Source organism: Ruminococcus sp. AF17-1AC, from assembly GCF_003461385.1.
GTDB classification, from domain to species: Bacteria; Bacillota; Clostridia; order Oscillospirales; family Ruminococcaceae; genus Hominimerdicola; species Hominimerdicola aceti.
In genome coordinates this window covers 115,495-132,372 of the sequence record NZ_QTWZ01000005.1, presented here as the reverse complement: position 1 = coordinate 132,372, position 16,878 = coordinate 115,495, and the positions used below count along the sequence as shown (strand labels likewise).

Below are 16,878 nucleotides of genomic sequence, written 5' to 3'. Positions count from 1 at the left end.
GAAATACCCACACCGCCTTTTTATATCTTTTCAAAAGCTCGCAAACCCTTGATTTTACTGGATTTGCGACGTTTTTGCTTTTTACAAAAGTTTATATATTCTCGCAAAACCTACGCCATTTTGGCGTAAAATTGGCGTATTGGTATTTGGTGGGGGATGAGCTAATCTAAAAAAATTTTATCATTCTTTATTTTTCTTATAGTATAGCTTTCCAATTATATGCTTATATTGCCCAATTTCCTTTTCTGCTTGCTTTATTTCATTGGACATAGCTAGATTAGTTTCTTGGAGAGATTCTATATCCTCATCAACCTTTTTCCGGAACGTTTTCATGTTGCTTAAAATTTTTTTATTTTGCTCCTTTAAAATAAGATTTTCCTTTTTTAGTGATTCAAAATCATCAATAATCGTAGTTCTTTGTTTTTCCATGCCCCAACCCTCACGTTTTTCTAAGGATATTACTTTTACGGAACTAAATCCATAAGTTTGTCCTATTCTGGTGTCTTTTCTTGGTAATATTCTATGCCCATTTTTACATTTCAATGATATTTCAAAGGTTCTGCGTTGATTTCCTCTTTTTAATTCTAACCCTGCATCAAATGATAAATAACTATTACATATTTCGCATTTTGCAGAATCAGTTCGCTTAAATCTATAGTACCCATCTTTAGTACGTGTTTTTTCTTCTATCTGCTTTATTCTATTTAGATTTTTAAGATGATCATTTATTTTACTACCATAAGCATATTGATAATTTTTAAGTTTATCACAAATGGCTACCATTTCCTTGTTTTCAACATGGCAGTTGTAATAATTGAATAATAAAGTTAAATAATCTTTGATAGTATCAATTCCTAAAACATAATCATTAACAAATTGAGTTTTTAGTTGCAATGATTTATATTGAAGCAATAATTCCAATGTAATCACTTTTTCCCTGCAAATTTTAAATGTGGAACAAAAAACATTTTTGTGATAATTATTTTGATAAATCGGATTATCTGTGATCTCACCATTTAAGTGATTCCATACATGATTTTTATACTGTAAGGATTTGTATTTGCCGTTTTTGGTTTCTCCTAAAATAATCAAATCATTTAATATAAATATATGATCTATTTCGCAGGATACCCGACCATAAATCGAATAGTAGAATAGAATAACTGGTCCAAAAGTTTTCACTTTAATTCCCAATTCCATTTCTATTTCTTTTACGATATCTACTATTTTCTGTTCTCCTTCTTTGCCAAGTTGTTCGTTTGTCATATTATCTCCCTTGACTTTTTAGTATGAATTAAATCATAATTACTGCAATTCTTAAGATAAATGCTAATCCATTTACATCACGATTTTCTCAATCCTGCAGCAATGCCTCTTCTCATCGTCATAACTTATCCTCACAAGCAAAACCTCGCCCGAGTAGTTTTTCAAACAATCAGGATAATTCTTGTCCTTTATCTGCTGTATCGCTGACGAAATCAATCAATTCATTCATATCTTTTGATTCACTGAGAAAATTCACCATATTTATATGGATAACATTATACTTGTTCAGGTGCTTTTCAAAGCTAGCAGATTTCGCAATTTTTAGATTAGAAAACATTTCACGAGAATCGCAGCCACGGCTGTAATAAGCAGTGAGCATATTTGCGGTCATTGATTTGTCGAAGCGCAAGGGCATAGAGATATTGATAAAGCGATCTTCTGTATCGATATATTTATTGATACATTCTATTATCATACTTTTGTCAACGTATATATCCTGTTGCAAACATTGCTGAAAATTCGCATTATCAGGGTTAACGTAAATGCCCATACAGTCTGCCTTCTTGAAAAATATTGTTATTCTCATTATACCATTTTTCTGCGGGGAAAGCAAGCTGAATCGAAATAACAGCCACTCCCTGTGCAATCAAATCAACACAGAGTATGGCTTGTCTATTATTATTATTCCATTGCATTTAAAATAGAATAAATATTTTGTTCGGATAAATATCCGGAAGGGATATGGCTCTTGTTCTCGTGATACTCAAGATTTGCTCTGCCATTAGTTTCTGCCACCAGCAATGCAGTAAAAAAACGCTCCCAACTGAAATACTTTTCACAATCTATATGTTCTGCCGGGTCAGCCAAAATCTCTTGAACATTATCGTTACGGTCAAAAATCGCCGAGCGGAGAATAAGCCATTCAAAACTCTCCGGCAAAAAGAGGTCGATCTTATTATTTGATACAGATCTCAAATACATAAGCACTTTGATTTCTGAACCAAGTGCCGCAGCGTCGGCTATTACAAGAATGCGCTTACCTTTATGCTGTTCCAGTAATTTTACAATTCCGCTTTTTCCATTAGAGCTGATACATTCGAGATCACGATCTTCAGTTGCTTTCTTAAAGAACTGAAGCCCCGACCTGCTGTCTTCAACGATCACAATATCATATGGAAATGCTGATATATCCTTTTTTGAAATGTTCTTATATATCTTCTCGAACTTCGGTTTTGCACCATTTTTATGGATCTTCCTGATAGCATCTATGCTGTATGGAATTTGTGCCAATGGCTCTCTTGTTACAAGAACATAATAATTATCAGAACCCTGAATCGCTTTTGCAAACTCATAAGAAGATAGAAATTGCGTACTTTCTTCAACAAAAACAATGCTCTCGTGAGTATTTTCAAGAATGGTTTCCCAATTAGCATTTGACAATACAAGGCAAGGCTTACTGCACTTTAAAGTTACACCGCTTTGTTCACCAAGTTCGGAATAGTTTCTCACCATATTGATGAGTTTCGTTTTTCCAGTGCCACTGTCCCCTGTCAATATCGTTACATTTCTCTCAAGAGTAAAATTAAACGTTATGTGCCTGTTTTTTATTTGTATTTTTATTTTACCCCTCATTATCTTCACTCCTCAGATATCTATCTGCAAGCATCAAATATTCAATTGGGTCTGTAATCACTTTTCTTTTTCCTTCATTTATTATTTTCACAGAAAAAGACTTTCCAAAGTCCATCAAATGATGCAATGATACCGTAATATCCTTGCTTTCAGCCATTTCAAGCAGATACTTTGAGCAGTTATCTCCGCAATTTGAAATATTGAAGATCTTTTTAGGCTGATTATATATCAGCAAAAGAGTCTTAACGCCCGCTGACAATTCCGTTGAATTAAATTTGCCAAAAATATCGTTTTCTATAAGATCAGGGCCAATTACAGTTGAGTCATCAATATCCTTAATGATCTTTTTTGCAAATGGTTCCATGACCCACATTTTATCATACTGATTTGCATAATAGACCTCAGTATTGTATATTTCTTTAGGGTGTTTTCCAAAAAATATTCTAAGCACAACACCATCTCCTTATAGCTATTATTCACAAGCGAAACGGACGTATACGCCCATACAGTCTGTCTTCATTGAAAATATTTGTTATTCCTATTATACCATTTTTCTGTTGGGAAAGCAAGGGCAGAGTAAAGTCTGTCAGATAAAAAAACGATACAGCCGCCAAGCCATATCGGTGCCGATGATAAATTTCAGCAATAAAAAAGATAGCCAGACGCATCCGACTATCTTAGGCTTAGTCCGCAGACGTCAGCCGCTATTCTATATTATATTATACTACATCTGTATAAAAAATGCAAGTTCCTTGTGTTGTCAAATCGGCACAGAGCGTAGCTGTTATGTTGATAATAATTTTGTTGTACATCTATAAGTTGGAATTTATCTTTCAGCAGCGATCAGTATAGCTCTGCAAGGCGAACCGTCCGCACCTGATAGATTTAATGGTGCTGCGTTTAAGAAATAAACGCCCTCTGAAACTTCTGCTAAACGTATCCCTTCAAGCAATACAGCGCCAGCTCCTAATAGGATAAGGTGTACTTCCATCGGAGCATTTTCAGGACCGACAGTTTGAGATTCATTACCAAGAAGTAAAATGTTTGATTCAGCAAACACTTTAGCTGCTTCCGCAGAGACCTCTGCATCTCCCTTGATAAGAATTCTCTTTGCCACTTCTGAATTCTGTTTTTTCGCTTTTTCAAGTATTTCCGTGGCATCATCGGCAGAAACGATTCCATTATGTTCTGCAACATAAGCCATTCCTATAAATGTATCTAAACTTACGGAATCTACGGTTTTTCCGTCTTTGATAAAATGAAACGGCGCATCTATATGCGTGCCGTTGTGAGCGCACATACTAAAAGCCGTCAGGTTATACAAATCGCCTTTTTCCATTGAAGAAATCACCCTTTTTTTCGGTGTCGGGTCGCCTGGATATACCTGACAGCCGAAAACCTCTTGAGAAATATCATAGATTTTCATTTCATATTCTCCTCCACAAATTCCGATTGAGATTTCACCTGTTTTAAGAAATTTAATAACTGTTATATTTTATTATTAAATTCTTCGCACCCCCTTGAAAACACTGGATTTGTCGCAGGTGAGCTTTCCCTTATTATTTCCCTTGTGTTATATCGTCCCATCAGTGTTTATGCACTCTGATAAGGGCAAATACAAGGGCAAGAAAAATCTATAAGACAGTATAACACAAAATAAAAGTGACATGGTGAACTGATTGAAATGCTTCTTAATTTTTGCTACTACTGATTGATTAAATGATAAGGAGATGGGATACGATGAGAACAATATTTGCAGAATACAATCCACAGTGCAACAGCATTGATGTATATACTAATACGGGCTATATACTCCGTATTGATTGTTGGGAAGCAGAAAAAAATTTAAGAACCACACCTGGATCTGATTGTGCTTTGACATCGCTTGCAATCGATGAGCCATTAGAATATGCAAGGTTATATCTTGATGGGAATTTACAGATGTGGGTAGATGCTGAAGATTCATTAGAGTTATGATTATTCCAATCAAAATCTACTAGAATTTATTAAAAATTATATATGTCTTTTTGACTATCTTTTTATATCTCCTTAAATGTCCGCAAAGCCTTATTTTATAGGCTCTACGGGCATTTTGCTTTTGTGGTAAACCTCACATATCTAGGTCTATCTTCTTATATTTTCGCTATCAAGCGTGGTTAAAATCGTGGTAAATACTTCTATGCGATTAGACGCTGAACCTCTGATTTTGCGGTATCTATGGACGCATGAGCGTACCAGTTCATTGTGATACTAATGTTTGAATGTCCCATGATATACTGTAAATCTTTTGGGTTCATGTTCTTGCTTGCCAGTCTTGTGCAGAATGTATGGCGTAGCGTATGCGGTGTGATATGTGGCAAGGGATTGTCCTTGTGGTGCTTGTTATATTTCTTTACCATACGGACAAATAAGGCGTTGTAATCAATCGCAACTTTGGGCTTGCCTTTATGATTGACAAATAAGAAATTGCTCTGTCCGTCTATCACAAATGGTTCTGCCTTTGGGCGTTTCTTCATAACCCGTTGAAATGCCTGTATTGTTTCTCTACTTAATGGCACTTGTCTTATTCCGCTTTTCGTCTTAGGCGTTTCAATATAATAGCCCTGTTCCTTGCTCTTTAGTAACTGGTGGTCGATAATTACAACTTCATTCTTGAAATCAATATCAGCTACTGTCAGTCCGCACAGTTCCGAGATACGAAGTCCAGTCTTTAACAGTATCAGCACATCATCATAATGCTTGTGATACACATTGTCTGTCTTGATAAATGAGAGTAAGGCTTGTTCCTGTTCCTCTGTCAATGCGACTTTCTCTTTGGTATCATTTTCTAGGACTTCACTTAACTTAAAATCAAAAGGGTTCTTCCTTACACAATCGTCTTGTATGGCGATATAGAATGACGCTTTTAACGAGCGTTTATGGTTGTTAATGGTGTTATAGGAAAAGCCTTTATCTTTCATGCGTAACGCCCATTCCTTAGCGTCAGAGGGTTTTATCGCATCAATGCTCCTAGCACCCAACTTGTCCTCTTTCAATAACCGCATGAGTTGTTCCCGTTGTTTTTGTGTGCTTTTCTTCACATTCGCCCTCTGTAAGTTCTGTTTGGCATAGAGTTGGCAAAGCGTCATTTTCTTGCCTGTGCTGTCGATACCGTCCTCAATATCCCGTCTTATCTGCTGTTCCAGTTCACGAAGTGAGGGTTTTTCCCGTTTTTCCTTTGGTGTCGGGTCTGTGGGTGTCAATCTCCAAGCATACACATATTTTGTGTTTCCAAATGCGTCTACATATTTATATAAGTATTTCCCGTCTGTTCGTTGGCTCTCTCCAGTATGCAGGATACGTCCTTTACTATCCCGTCTTTTTTCTTTCATGGTGTCTGCTCCTTTCCTTGTTGGAAAGAGCCTTGATATGACTTGTGTTCATCATAACACATACAAGGCTCATTTGCATTAGATTGCGTCCAATTTGTCAATAACCTGTTCAAACTGTCGGCGTTTAATCTGTATGCGGTTGCCATTCATAATGAGCCAGCCAGCGTCCTTGTTTTCCTCTGCTAAGCGTCTTAACTTGTTTTCTCCGATACGGAAATACTTTGACGCTTCTTCAATGGTAAGGGTATATTTTTCCCATACGGGAATATCCTGTGCATTACTCATAAAACACCCCCTCACTTTCGATTACATCTGCTATATCCGTACACATCTGTTCTACAAGCATTTCCTGTTTTTCGGAAAGGTTGGTACATTCATCAATCATTTTCATGTAGTTTGAGCCTGTCAGCCTGTCGATTTCCTCTATCATCACGATTGACGGCATGACCTGTCTTTCCAGCCATTGCAGAGTGCGTTCCATATTGACAGGTACGGGGTTCATTTCAAAAGGTAAACTGTCATGGGAAATGAATATCTCCCACAGCGGATAATCGGGAAATTGCACAAAATCAGTAATAAGGTAAAACACCAACCCATGAGGGTTATATGTCAATAACAATTCCTCAACTGCCTGTACTGCCTTTTTATCACGCAGACGAATTTCAAAACGGTTGATAATATCCGTATGTTTCTTTTTGGTTGCCTGTTCCTTTTGTTTTTCATACAGGCAGAAATATTTTGTGCTTGCCTTTGAGCCGATATAAAGGGTACTTGCTAAATTACGGTTTTTTCCGCTTAGTTTTCCACCTTGTACATTTTCATAGTTTTTACAGCGACAATCCGCACCGCCATTTTTGTATTTTTCAGACAAAACGGGAATATCCAGCAGACCGCACATATCATTGATTGCCAAGTCAAAACGTCGGATAACACCGCCACAGTCAAGACAGCGGTTTAAAAATGAATACCAATCCCTGTTCTGTGCCTGTAAGACATATTCCATGTTGCGTGAGCCTGCCCCTTTTAATTCTAAAAATACACCCATGTGTTCATCATCAGAAGCCATGACCTTGATTTCCCCGTAGGCATAATGCTCCTTATAGCCATAATACCCATAGTCATAATGGATAAAATAGTCCGCTTTCATGCCAAGCACCTTTCGGATAACTTCTAATGCGTCAGTCGTTGGAAAACGGACAGACAGATAATCAACGAGCAGATAAAAAGGCTTATCACAGACATAGTAATTCAGACAACGCAGGATAATGTTCTGTGTTTCTTTACTTGCGTTGGCTTTTCCGTTCTCAAAGCGGTTGATACTATATCTTGATACATGGGTAAGACTTGCAAGTTCTCCTTGTGAAAGACCGCTTGCAAGACGTTTGTTCTTCATTTCAAGTGCAAATTCTAAATTGTTCATTGTATTCCTCCAATCCCACAACAGCCTTGAAATACCTGTAAACCACTATTCAAAAGAATGTGAAATTACTATCTTCTTAAAACTTCTCATTACTACTCACAGGTTTGGGGTTGTATGGTTTTTGACTTGTCTTTTGTGAAATAGTGCCCCCCTGTTAGATAACGGGGGCACAGTCAAGGCTCGCAGGCTCGCCAGCCGACAAAGCATTTCTTCCCCTTGACACAAGGTGTCATGGCGGTAAGCCTGAGAGGCTTCCGCCACCGTGTCAGAAATACTTTGTCAGCAAGTCCTGTTTTGCCTTTTCTAACAAGTTCCATTTCAACCAATATTCATATCTACGGGTTTAATCAGATGGGTATTTCTTTTTGAATGTTTTTGTATTTCATGCTATTGTGCTTATTCACTCACAATAGCATAGTAATTCTTATATGCTTATTTGTCAATATCTTTTTTTGTCTTTACAAATCATATTAAGCATGATAGACTTATAACAGTGAAGATATAACGAGATATGGAGGGTTGTGCAATGAAAATAAGCCATTTAGGAAATAATATACAGACCATAAGAAAATTTAGGGGAATGAAACAACAGGAACTTGCGGACAAAATCGGTATCAATATGCAGAGCCTTTCCAAGATTGAAAGAGGGTTGAACTATCCTGCTTATGAAACGCTGGAAAAGATAATGGAAGTGCTGGACGTAACGCCGAATGAATTATTATCGGGAGAATGGAAGTATGTCAATCAGTCTGAAAAAGAAGTCTGTCAGTTTTTAAGAACAGAAGAACGTCTAAATGCAGAACTGAAACACGGACACTATGATAACTTCTTTGACAGCGAGGAAGAATGGCTGGAATATGAGTTGGAAAAGTTACGGGAATACATTACAGACTATATCAACGGGAAAAGCATTGAAGCGTCCGACCTTTACCCAATCAAAGAATTTATCCAGCATTTGAAGTTTCAAAAATTACTAGACCGCTATGATGATTTATACAGTATGGATATGTTTGGGGAAAGCATAGAGGGACATAAATATAGGACACCTTATCAAGTCGTGAAAATGATAAATCCGAACTCAAAAGAGGATATGGAACTGTTACGGGAAGTATTAAGGAATAACCATTTTGATGATGAGGACGAGTAATCTTTTTCCTCTTGCGAGAAGATACAGCAAACAAAAAGCCCGATCAAGAGTGCAAAGCACCACCAATGGTGGCAAGCTCTTGACAGGGCTTTTTCTTTTCTGTTGTGGGTACTCAAGAGGAAAAAAGGAAAAGTGTGATGTCTCAATTTTTTTATCTTGCACGCATAAAAAGATTGAAAGAGGTGTTTGTTTCCAGTATAATGTTTTTTGTATAGAAGCAAGGATTGAATTTTTTTGAAAGAAAGGGTTGACAGTCATGTTCACACATTGTTACGCTTGCGACAGACAGACAGACAGACAGACAGACAGACAGACAGACAAGTAAATTCTGCCCTTTTTTCAATTCTATCAATAATAAACAGAACGCACAGATTATCCAGTTATAAGGGGGAGTTTGTGCGTTTTTCTATGCAAAGAATTTATGAAAAATAAGGAGTGAACAAACTATGAAGAAAAAACAAGTCCTTGCAGTAAGTTCCGCATTGATGATTGGAACAACAACTGCACTTACAGGGCTTCCTACTCCTGTCATGGCACAGGAAAACACAGAAGTTGTGCAGGAAGCCGTTGTAGAAGAAAACAAGACAGAGCAAGTTCCTGTGGAACAGAAAACAGAAAACGCAGAAGTACAAGAGAATATAACAGACAAGGAACAGGAAGAAACTGCTGAAAATGCAGAAACTTTAAAAGAAGAAAGTACAAAACAGGAAACACCTGCAACACCAGAAAAAGAAGTGGTTACCGAAGATAAGACCGTTGAAGCAAGCAAAAATACAGAAGTAAAAGCTGGAAGCATTGCTATTGATGAAGCACATTTTCCAGACAAAGTATTTAGAGAACAAATCATTGCAGAATTTGATAAAGACGGCGATAGTGTGTTATCTGTTGATGAAATATCAAAAGCCCAATTCTTAAACTTGCATGATATGAAAACGATATCTTCATTAGAGGGTATTCAATATCTAACAAATTTGCAGTCTTTAGATGTTTCTACGACTTCTGTTTCAGACTTAAGTCCGGTTAAAAACTCATCTTTAAAAAGATTAGATTGTCGTTCTTCAAAAGTAAGAAGCGTTGATTTAACACGTTATCCGAATTTGGAAGCTTTCGTTTGCGATAATACATCAATTAACAGTCTTGATGTATCTAAGAATGAAAAATTGAATACGTTATTTGCAGATAGTACCTCTATTTCCAATTTAGATGTAACAAACAATCCTAACTTAGAACAACTATCTTGTAGCAATACAGGATTAATGGAACTTGATGTCACACATAATCCGCAATTAGTCACTTTAGATATAGGAGATACAAAAGTAAAAACACTTGATATAAGTAAGAACCCTAATTTGAAACAACTATCATGTTATATGACAAATATAGCTGAATTAGATGTAACAAAAAACACAAAACTGACACGCCTTTTTTGTCATGATACAACTATTAAAAAATTAGATTTAAGCAATAATTTAGAACTTGAAATGCTACGTTGCGGTGAAATTTTTGAACAAGGGATAAGAGGTCTTGATATAAGTAAAAACACAAAAATTAAAAAATTAATTTGCGATGATTTATACTGGTTAAATGTCGGAGAGAATAAAGTTCTTGAAAATAATCATGCTTTTGTAGGCAACGGTTATATTGATATTAAAGGGAATAAAATCGACTTAAAAAAAGATGTTGAACAAGGAATAGATATTTCAAAAGTAAAAGTTACTGCAAATGGAACTTTAGATAAAGATACAGGAATTATAACGGTAGATGATGTAAAAAAACCAGTTACTTATGAGTATGATTGCGGTACTTATAAAGACGGAAACGTTGTTTTAAAAGTAGAATTATCGTTAAACTCACAAGGAGAAGATAATACAGCACCAACTATTTCTGCAAATGATGTTACATTGAATGTAGGCGATACTTTCGACCCATTGGCAAATGTAACAGCAACAGATAAAGAGGACGGAACTATCACTTTGACAAAAGATAATATTGTTGCAAATGATGTAGATACTTCTAAGGCTGGTACTTACCATGTGACTTATAAAGTAACAGATAAAAACGGAGCTTCTGCTAAAAAAACGATTACTGTAACTGTGAAACAAAATACAGGCGACCTTAACTCTGCTCCAATCATTTCAGCAAATGATGTTACATTGAATGTAGGCGATACGTTCGACCCATTGGCAAATGTGACAGCAACAGATAAAGAGGACGGAACGATTATTTTAACAAAAGATAACATTATTGCAAATGATGTAGATACTTCTAAGGCTGGCACTTATCATGTAACTTTCCGTGTAGTAGATAAAAATGGTGCAATTACTGAAAAAACAATTACAGTTACCGTAAAAGAAAAAGTAACAAATAAACCTGTAAGTCCACAACAGCCACAGAAACCGAGCAAGCCAACTACTCCAACAAAGCCTAGCGGACAAAAGAACCCTGTAAAAACAGGTGATATGACAAACGTAGGATTGTTTACTTCTATGTTTGCTGGTTCAACCGGTGTATTAGCTGTTTTATTAACGACAAAAACATACCCAGGAGGACTTTTACATGACCCAAGTACATTTTACACTGAAAAGCGAAGAGATTCAAAGCATTATTGAATATTCTGTAAAGGATGACGTTTCTAAAAATATTTTAACAACGGTATTTAATCAACTAATGGAAAATCAACGAACAGAATATATTCAAGCAAAAGAATATGAACGAACAGAAAACCGACAAAGTCAACGAAATGGCTATTATGAGCGCAGCTTTACGACACGTGTAGGCACGCTAGAATTAAAAGTACCCAGAACACGTGATGGCCATTTTTCACCCACAGTGTTTGAACGTTATCAACGAAACGAAAAAGCCCTCATGGCTTCAATGTTGGAAATGTATGTATCAGGCGTTTCAACTCGTAAAGTATCAAAAATTGTGGAAGAACTTTGTGGTAAATCCGTCTCTAAGTCCTTCGTTTCTAGCTTAACAGAACAGCTAGAACCTATGGTTAACGAGTGGCAGAATCGTTTATTATCAGAAAAAAATTATCCTTACTTAATGACCGATGTACTCTATATAAAAGTACGAGAAGAAAATCGAGTACTCTCAAAAAGCTGTCATATAGCGATTGGAATAACCAAAGATGGCGACCGTGAAATTATCGGCTTCATGATTCAAAGTGGCGAAAGCGAAGAGACCTGGACAACATTTTTTGAATACCTAAAAGAACGCGGTTTACAAGGTACGGAACTCGTTATTTCTGATGCGCACAAAGGATTAGTCTCTGCCATTAGAAAATCCTTCACCAACGTAAGTTGGCAAAGATGCCAAGTTCACTTCCTAAGAAATATCTTTACCACCATTCCTAAAAAAAATTCAAAATCTTTCAGAGAAGCTGTTAAAGGAATTTTTAAGTTCACAGATATTAACTTAGCGCGTGAGGCTAAAAATCGATTGATTCATGATTATATCGATCAACCAAAATATTCAAAAGCTTGCGCATCATTGGATGATGGATTCGAAGACGCCTTTCAATATACCGTACAAGGAAATTCCCACAATCGACTAAAGAGTACCAATCTAATTGAACGACTGAATCAAGAAGTACGCAGAAGAGAAAAGATTATTCGCATCTTCCCCAATCAAACATCAGCCAATCGCTTAATTGGAGCCGTTCTTATGGACCTACATGATGAATGGATTTATTCTTCAAGAAAATACATCAATTTTGATAAGTAGAAATGGTAAAAACATTGTATAGCATTTTACACAGGAGTCTGGACTTGACTCACTTCCTTTATTATTTTTCATTTTTTTAAACTATTTAATACTAATGTCTTTTATAATAGCTTTTCATATATTATATAATCAATCTTTATAAGTCCTTTTATAAATTTCTTTTCTACCATTTTCGATAAATTCCTGTTTAATATTTTTAATTCCATAAACAATAGTTTCAATAGGATAATATTCTTCAACTATATCTTGATATTCTTTTGCTTTCTCAATATCTATATTTCCATACATTCTTAATATATCTTCTCCAAAATTTGTTCCTATTTCTTCTTCACTATCTTCAAGTAAGTATATAAAATCACAATATTCATCTATAATTCCAGAATCTCCAAAATCAATTATTCCAGTTAATCTATTATTGCCATCTAACAATAGATGATTACAACTAAAATCATTATGGCATAAACACTTTTTACCCTCAAAAACTGTTGTTGCATTTAGTCTTTCCATAAAACTTTCTATATAATCTTTTTCTATATCAGTTAAATCATTATAAATAGTTTCACGCAACAATATATACTCTTCTAATACATTTTGTTTATTATCAATAGTACATTCACTAATATCTGTATAATCTAAACCGTGCATTTGTCTTAAAAAACTGGCAATATCTCGTTTTAACAAATTTTGTTCTTCTTCTGACATAGTAGAATAAATTTCTGGTGTTAAAAAAGTTCCTTTAATTTCTTTATAACCTAGTATAGATAATTCATCACTAATATACGAATATTCAATATTAGGAATTTTTACATTAGTTTCTAAATTTGTATTTAAAAAATTATATATTGCTTTTTCTTTTGCATAACCTTTTTTCTTATTAGTACTAAATTTTGTTTTAAAAATGTATTCATTATTAACTAAATATGCCACACTATCATAACCACTACCGATTATTTCAATACTATCTACTTTGAAATTATCAAAGTAATGCTCAATTAAATATTTCATTGCCTTAACATTTGTGGCATTATCATCATATCTATATTCCATTAAATAACAATCTTCTTTTTTGCCCTCGTGTAATTCATGTTCTGGCAAATCTTCAATAATTCTAAAACCAGATTTTTGGTATGCCCTTATTGCTCTTGGATTATTTTTATGAGGGTCTAAAATAACTGCATTAGCATTTCTTTCTTTTTTCAAAAATTCAAAAATCAATTTAATATATCTTGTACCAATTCCTTTACTCCAATAATTTGGCTCTCCTATAAATTGATCCATACCATAGACTATCTCATCAGTTTTTGGATAATGATAATCAGTATATAACTCATCATACATTTTATATATTTGTCCATATCCAATAGGAACATTGTTATATTCAATAATTACTCTAAAAACTTCATCTTCCCAAGGCTCTGTATAATGTTTTTTTAATGATTCTAATGTATATTTTTTATCTCTACCACCATAAAATTCTAATACTCTTTCATCAGTTAACCATTTTAACATCAAAGGAAAATCATCATCTATTAAAGTTCTTATACATATTTCATTTTCAACTATATTCATTTATTTATCACCTTTTTCATAATCATATACATATACTATTTCATCTTTATAATCATTTTTACCACCTAATTTTTCATATACATGGCAAGCTCTAGGATTACCTTTATCAGTTATTAAAAACATTTCAGAACAACCAATCTCTTTAGAATATTCCTTAATAAAAGATAATAATTTTGAACCATAACCTTTGTCTTGATAGTTAGGTAACATTCCTATTGAGTGTAAATAAAACATTGTTTTTCCATCAGGTCTTAAAAGTGTATAGCAATATGCAAATCCTATAATTTTATTATTTTCTTTAGCTATAAACCCAAATGAACTGGTATCATTAAGAAATCCTTTTAAATTATCAATATCAAAAACCATATTATCATCAATTAAAACTTCTTCCATTTTCAGCCTGTATCATAGCTAAACAAATCGAGTTGTGTGTCCGTTTTTGGGCGTTCTGCTAGCTTGTTTAAAGTCTCTTGAATGAATGTATGTTCTAAGTCAAAAAACTCTGACAGCGCCTTTATATAGCTTTCTTTTTCTTCTTTTTTTACTTTAATGATCGATAGCAACAATGATTTAACACTAGCAAGTTGAATGCCACCATTTCTTCCTGGTTTAATCTTAAAGAAAATTTCCTGATTCGCCTTCAGTACCTTCAGCAATTTATCTAATGTCCGCTCAGGAATGCCTAGCGCTTCTCTAATCTCTTTTTTAGTCGTCACCAAATAAGGCTTGTATACATCACTTTTTTCGCTAATATAAGCCATTAAATCTTCTTTCCATTCTGACAAATGAACACGTTGACGTTCACTTCTTTTTTTCTTGAATTTAAACCACCCTTGACGGACAAATAAATCTTTACTGGTTAAATCACTTGATACCCAAGCTTTGCAAAGAATGGTAATGTATTCCCTATTAGCCCCTTGATAGTTTTCTGAATAGGCACTTCTAACAAGTTTAATCACTTCTTTTTCTTCTAAGGGTTGATCTAATCGATTATTAAACTCAAACATATTATATTCGCACGTTTCGATTGAATAGCCTGAACTAAAGTAGGCTAAAGAGAGGGTAAACATGACGTTATTACGCCCTATTAAACCCTTTTCTCCTGAAAATTTCGTTTCGTGCAATAAGAGATTAAACCAGGGTTCATCTACTTGTTTTTTGCCTTCTGTACCGCTTAAAACCGTTAGACTTGAACGAGTAAAGCCCTTATTATCTGTTTGTTTGAAAGACCAATCTTGCCATTCTTTGAAAGAATAACGGTAATTGGGATCAAAAAATTCTACATTGTCCGTTCTTGGTATACGAGCAATCCCAAAATGATTGCACGTTAGATCAACTGGCAAAGACTTTCCAAAATATTCTCGGATATTTTGCGAGATTATTTTGGCTGCTTTGACAGATTTAAATTCTGATTTTGAAGTCACATAAACTGGCGTTTCTAAAACAAAATATGCTTGATAACCTTTATCAGATTTGATAATTAACGTAGGCATAAAACCTAAATCAATAGCTGTTGTTAAAATATCGCTTGCTGAAATAGTTTCTTTTGCCGTGTGAATATCAAAATCAATAAAGAAGGTATTGATTTGTCTTAAATTGTTTTCAGAATGTCCTTTCGTGTATGAACGGTTTTCGTCTGCATACGTACCATAACGATAAACGTTTGGTGTCCAATGCGTAAATGTATCTTGATTTTCGTGAATCGCTTCTTCGGAAGTCAGAACAACGCCACGTCCGCCAATCATGCTTTTTTTTGAGCGATACGCAAAAATAGCCCCTTTGCTTTTACCTGGCTTGGTAGTGATTGAGCGAATTTTACTATTTTTAAATTTGTACTTTAACAAGCCGTCATGAAGCACAGTTTCTACAACAAAAGGGATATTCATTCAGCTGTTCTCCTTTCTTACGAAAATTAATTAGTTAGAAGCTACGATCAAAGTTGAATCACAACAAAAAAGGCAATCAACTAAGTTTTTCTTAATTGATTGCCTGGTATCTTCTTAAAGACTTGAAATTCCCTCAAAAACCCGATATAATGGGTTTACAGATATTTAAGTATCTGATTAATAAAGTAATTAAATACTTTACCAAATTTCGGGTCTCGACTTCTTTAATTGATTGGTGGTAATCAATTAAGGCTCGCAACTTATTTTCTTGGCGGAAAATAAGTTGGTCGTGGCTCTTTTTTTGTATTCTTTATTCAGTTCGTTGTTTCGTTATATCTAGTATACCGCTTTTAAAAAAAATAAGCAACAATTTCGTTAAATATATTAACGACAATCATTGCTTCTCTTCTTCTATTTGCAACTCTACTTGTTCTAATTCATTAGGAATTAAGTCAATAACTAAGGTTGAGTTTGTCAATTCTGCAATTCGTTCCAATGTTTTTAATGTCGGATCTGATTTTCCTGATTCAATCAATGAATAATTTGATCTACTCATTTCTAATTCTTGGGAGAATTTTTCTTTTGATTTGGTACCTCTCATCTTTTTTAAGCTTTCTCTAAATGCTAGTTCCAAGTTTCTCCCTCCTGTTTATGTAAATATTTTGCACGTTTTCCATTTAATTATATCGTTACACCTTGTAAATCACAAGTGATTAATCACAAATCACTTGTGATTAGTGATTGTTATTGGTGTTGCCTAGAACGATTCTAAGCACATGTTTAATTTTAAAGTGGGCAATTATCTTTAAAATGTCCTACAATGATTCAATAAAAGCATGGCTGCTAGTGAAACTTGCG

17 protein-coding genes are annotated in these 16,878 nt (G+C 34.7%); 4 read left to right on the top strand and 13 right to left on the bottom strand.

Annotated features, from left to right (window positions below; all coding sequences use genetic code 11):
- Positions 1 to 180: 180 nt before the first annotated feature.
- The 5 genes from DWW81_RS05260 to DWW81_RS05240 all read right to left on the bottom strand — a co-directional run bounded on the left by DWW81_RS05260 (position 181) and on the right by DWW81_RS05240 (position 4,324).
- On the bottom strand, positions 181 to 1,266 hold the full coding sequence (locus DWW81_RS05260) for a nuclease-related domain-containing protein (RefSeq protein ID WP_117896945.1): 1,086 nt from the start codon (positions 1,264 to 1,266) through the stop codon (positions 181 to 183).
- 169 nt (positions 1,267 to 1,435) lie between these two features.
- Positions 1,436 to 1,816 (bottom strand): AAA family ATPase, encoded by a 381-nt coding sequence (locus DWW81_RS05255; protein WP_117896944.1) that lies wholly within the window; start codon positions 1,814 to 1,816, stop codon positions 1,436 to 1,438.
- 131 nt (positions 1,817 to 1,947) lie between these two features.
- Positions 1,948 to 2,898 (bottom strand): hypothetical protein, encoded by a 951-nt coding sequence (locus DWW81_RS05250; protein ID WP_117896943.1) that lies wholly within the window; start codon positions 2,896 to 2,898, stop codon positions 1,948 to 1,950.
- Complete coding sequence (locus DWW81_RS05245; protein ID WP_117896942.1) at positions 2,888 to 3,349, bottom strand: DUF4869 domain-containing protein; 462 nt, start codon at positions 3,347 to 3,349, stop codon at positions 2,888 to 2,890. The genes DWW81_RS05250 and DWW81_RS05245 overlap by 11 nt, the downstream gene beginning before the upstream one ends.
- 375 nt (positions 3,350 to 3,724) lie before the next feature.
- Entirely contained in the window at positions 3,725 to 4,324 is a 600-nt protein-coding gene (locus DWW81_RS05240) for a cyclase family protein (protein WP_117896941.1), read from the bottom strand.
- A gap of 314 nt (positions 4,325 to 4,638) precedes the next feature.
- Between DWW81_RS05240 and DWW81_RS05235 the strand changes: the two genes are divergently transcribed.
- Entirely contained in the window at positions 4,639 to 4,875 is a 237-nt protein-coding gene (locus DWW81_RS05235) for a DUF6061 family protein (protein ID WP_002578301.1), read from the top strand.
- 200 nt (positions 4,876 to 5,075) lie between these two features.
- Here DWW81_RS05235 and DWW81_RS05225 read toward each other — a convergent pair whose 3' ends face one another.
- The 4 genes from DWW81_RS05225 to DWW81_RS13205 form a co-directional block, all read right to left on the bottom strand.
- Positions 5,076 to 6,269: a site-specific integrase gene (locus tag DWW81_RS05225; RefSeq protein ID WP_021361840.1), complete on the bottom strand. Its 1,194-nt coding sequence runs from the start codon at positions 6,267 to 6,269 to the stop codon at positions 5,076 to 5,078.
- A 78-nt stretch (positions 6,270 to 6,347) separates the two neighbouring features.
- On the bottom strand, positions 6,348 to 6,554 hold the full coding sequence (locus DWW81_RS05220; RefSeq protein WP_002341493.1) for an excisionase: 207 nt from the start codon (positions 6,552 to 6,554) through the stop codon (positions 6,348 to 6,350).
- Positions 6,547 to 7,689: an XRE family transcriptional regulator gene (locus tag DWW81_RS05215; protein ID WP_021361841.1), complete on the bottom strand. Its 1,143-nt coding sequence runs from the start codon at positions 7,687 to 7,689 to the stop codon at positions 6,547 to 6,549. Before DWW81_RS05215 ends, DWW81_RS05220 begins: the two co-directional genes overlap by 8 nt.
- A 173-nt stretch (positions 7,690 to 7,862) precedes the next feature.
- A complete protein-coding gene (locus tag DWW81_RS13205) occupies positions 7,863 to 8,006 on the bottom strand; it encodes a hypothetical protein (protein WP_181979568.1) in 144 nt (47 codons plus the stop codon).
- 209 nt (positions 8,007 to 8,215) lie between these two features.
- Between DWW81_RS13205 and DWW81_RS05210 the strand changes: the two genes are divergently transcribed.
- The 3 genes from DWW81_RS05210 (at position 8,216) to DWW81_RS05200 (ending at position 12,565) form a co-directional block, all read left to right on the top strand.
- A complete protein-coding gene (locus tag DWW81_RS05210; protein ID WP_009242236.1) occupies positions 8,216 to 8,836 on the top strand; it encodes a helix-turn-helix transcriptional regulator in 621 nt (206 codons plus the stop codon).
- A 446-nt stretch (positions 8,837 to 9,282) separates the two neighbouring features.
- The gene (locus tag DWW81_RS05205) at positions 9,283 to 11,445 is read left to right on the top strand and encodes an immunoglobulin-like domain-containing protein (protein ID WP_021361842.1); all 2,163 of its coding nucleotides are present in this window, start codon (positions 9,283 to 9,285) and stop codon (positions 11,443 to 11,445) included.
- Entirely contained in the window at positions 11,393 to 12,565 is a 1,173-nt protein-coding gene (locus tag DWW81_RS05200) for an IS256-like element IS256 family transposase (RefSeq protein WP_000195429.1), read from the top strand. Before DWW81_RS05205 ends, DWW81_RS05200 begins: the two co-directional genes overlap by 53 nt.
- Positions 12,566 to 12,694: 129 nt before the next feature.
- Here DWW81_RS05200 and aph(2'')-Ia read toward each other — a convergent pair whose 3' ends face one another.
- The 4 genes from aph(2'')-Ia to DWW81_RS05180 form a co-directional block, all read right to left on the bottom strand.
- Entirely contained in the window at positions 12,695 to 14,134 is a 1,440-nt protein-coding gene (gene aph(2'')-Ia, locus DWW81_RS05195) for an aminoglycoside O-phosphotransferase APH(2'')-Ia (RefSeq protein ID WP_001028144.1), read from the bottom strand.
- Positions 14,135 to 14,527, bottom strand: coding sequence for a GNAT family N-acetyltransferase (locus DWW81_RS05190; protein WP_000393259.1), 393 nt, complete (start codon positions 14,525 to 14,527; stop codon positions 14,135 to 14,137).
- A gap of 2 nt (positions 14,528 to 14,529) precedes the next feature.
- A complete protein-coding gene (locus DWW81_RS05185; RefSeq protein ID WP_002380753.1) occupies positions 14,530 to 16,020 on the bottom strand; it encodes a primase C-terminal domain-containing protein in 1,491 nt (496 codons plus the stop codon).
- Positions 16,021 to 16,414: 394 nt separating this feature from the next.
- Positions 16,415 to 16,654: a helix-turn-helix domain-containing protein gene (locus DWW81_RS05180; RefSeq protein WP_002380754.1), complete on the bottom strand. Its 240-nt coding sequence runs from the start codon at positions 16,652 to 16,654 to the stop codon at positions 16,415 to 16,417.
- Between the last annotated feature and the right edge of the window lie 224 nt (positions 16,655 to 16,878).

What these genes read in the sequence shown, in the direction of transcription:
- DWW81_RS05260 (WP_117896945.1), bottom strand. Translation starts at nt 1,266, where the DNA reads ATGACAAACGAACAACTTGGCAAAGAAGGAGAACAGAAAATAGTAGAT.
- DWW81_RS05255 (WP_117896944.1), bottom strand. Translation starts at nt 1,816, where the DNA reads ATGGGCATTTACGTTAACCCTGATAATGCGAATTTTCAGCAATGTTTG.
- DWW81_RS05250 (WP_117896943.1), bottom strand. Translation starts at nt 2,898, where the DNA reads ATGAGGGGTAAAATAAAAATACAAATAAAAAACAGGCACATAACGTTT.
- DWW81_RS05240 (WP_117896941.1), bottom strand. Translation starts at nt 4,324, where the DNA reads ATGAAAATCTATGATATTTCTCAAGAGGTTTTCGGCTGTCAGGTATAT.
- DWW81_RS05235 (WP_002578301.1), top strand. Translation starts at nt 4,639, where the DNA reads ATGAGAACAATATTTGCAGAATACAATCCACAGTGCAACAGCATTGAT.
- DWW81_RS05225 (WP_021361840.1), bottom strand. Translation starts at nt 6,269, where the DNA reads ATGAAAGAAAAAAGACGGGATAGTAAAGGACGTATCCTGCATACTGGA.
- DWW81_RS05220 (WP_002341493.1), bottom strand. Translation starts at nt 6,554, where the DNA reads ATGAGTAATGCACAGGATATTCCCGTATGGGAAAAATATACCCTTACC.
- DWW81_RS05215 (WP_021361841.1), bottom strand. Translation starts at nt 7,689, where the DNA reads ATGAACAATTTAGAATTTGCACTTGAAATGAAGAACAAACGTCTTGCA.
- DWW81_RS13205 (WP_181979568.1), bottom strand. Translation starts at nt 8,006, where the DNA reads ATGGAACTTGTTAGAAAAGGCAAAACAGGACTTGCTGACAAAGTATTT.
- DWW81_RS05210 (WP_009242236.1), top strand. Translation starts at nt 8,216, where the DNA reads ATGAAAATAAGCCATTTAGGAAATAATATACAGACCATAAGAAAATTT.
- DWW81_RS05205 (WP_021361842.1), top strand. Translation starts at nt 9,283, where the DNA reads ATGAAGAAAAAACAAGTCCTTGCAGTAAGTTCCGCATTGATGATTGGA.
- DWW81_RS05200 (WP_000195429.1), top strand. Translation starts at nt 11,393, where the DNA reads ATGACCCAAGTACATTTTACACTGAAAAGCGAAGAGATTCAAAGCATT.
- DWW81_RS05190 (WP_000393259.1), bottom strand. Translation starts at nt 14,527, where the DNA reads ATGGAAGAAGTTTTAATTGATGATAATATGGTTTTTGATATTGATAAT.
- DWW81_RS05185 (WP_002380753.1), bottom strand. Translation starts at nt 16,020, where the DNA reads ATGAATATCCCTTTTGTTGTAGAAACTGTGCTTCATGACGGCTTGTTA.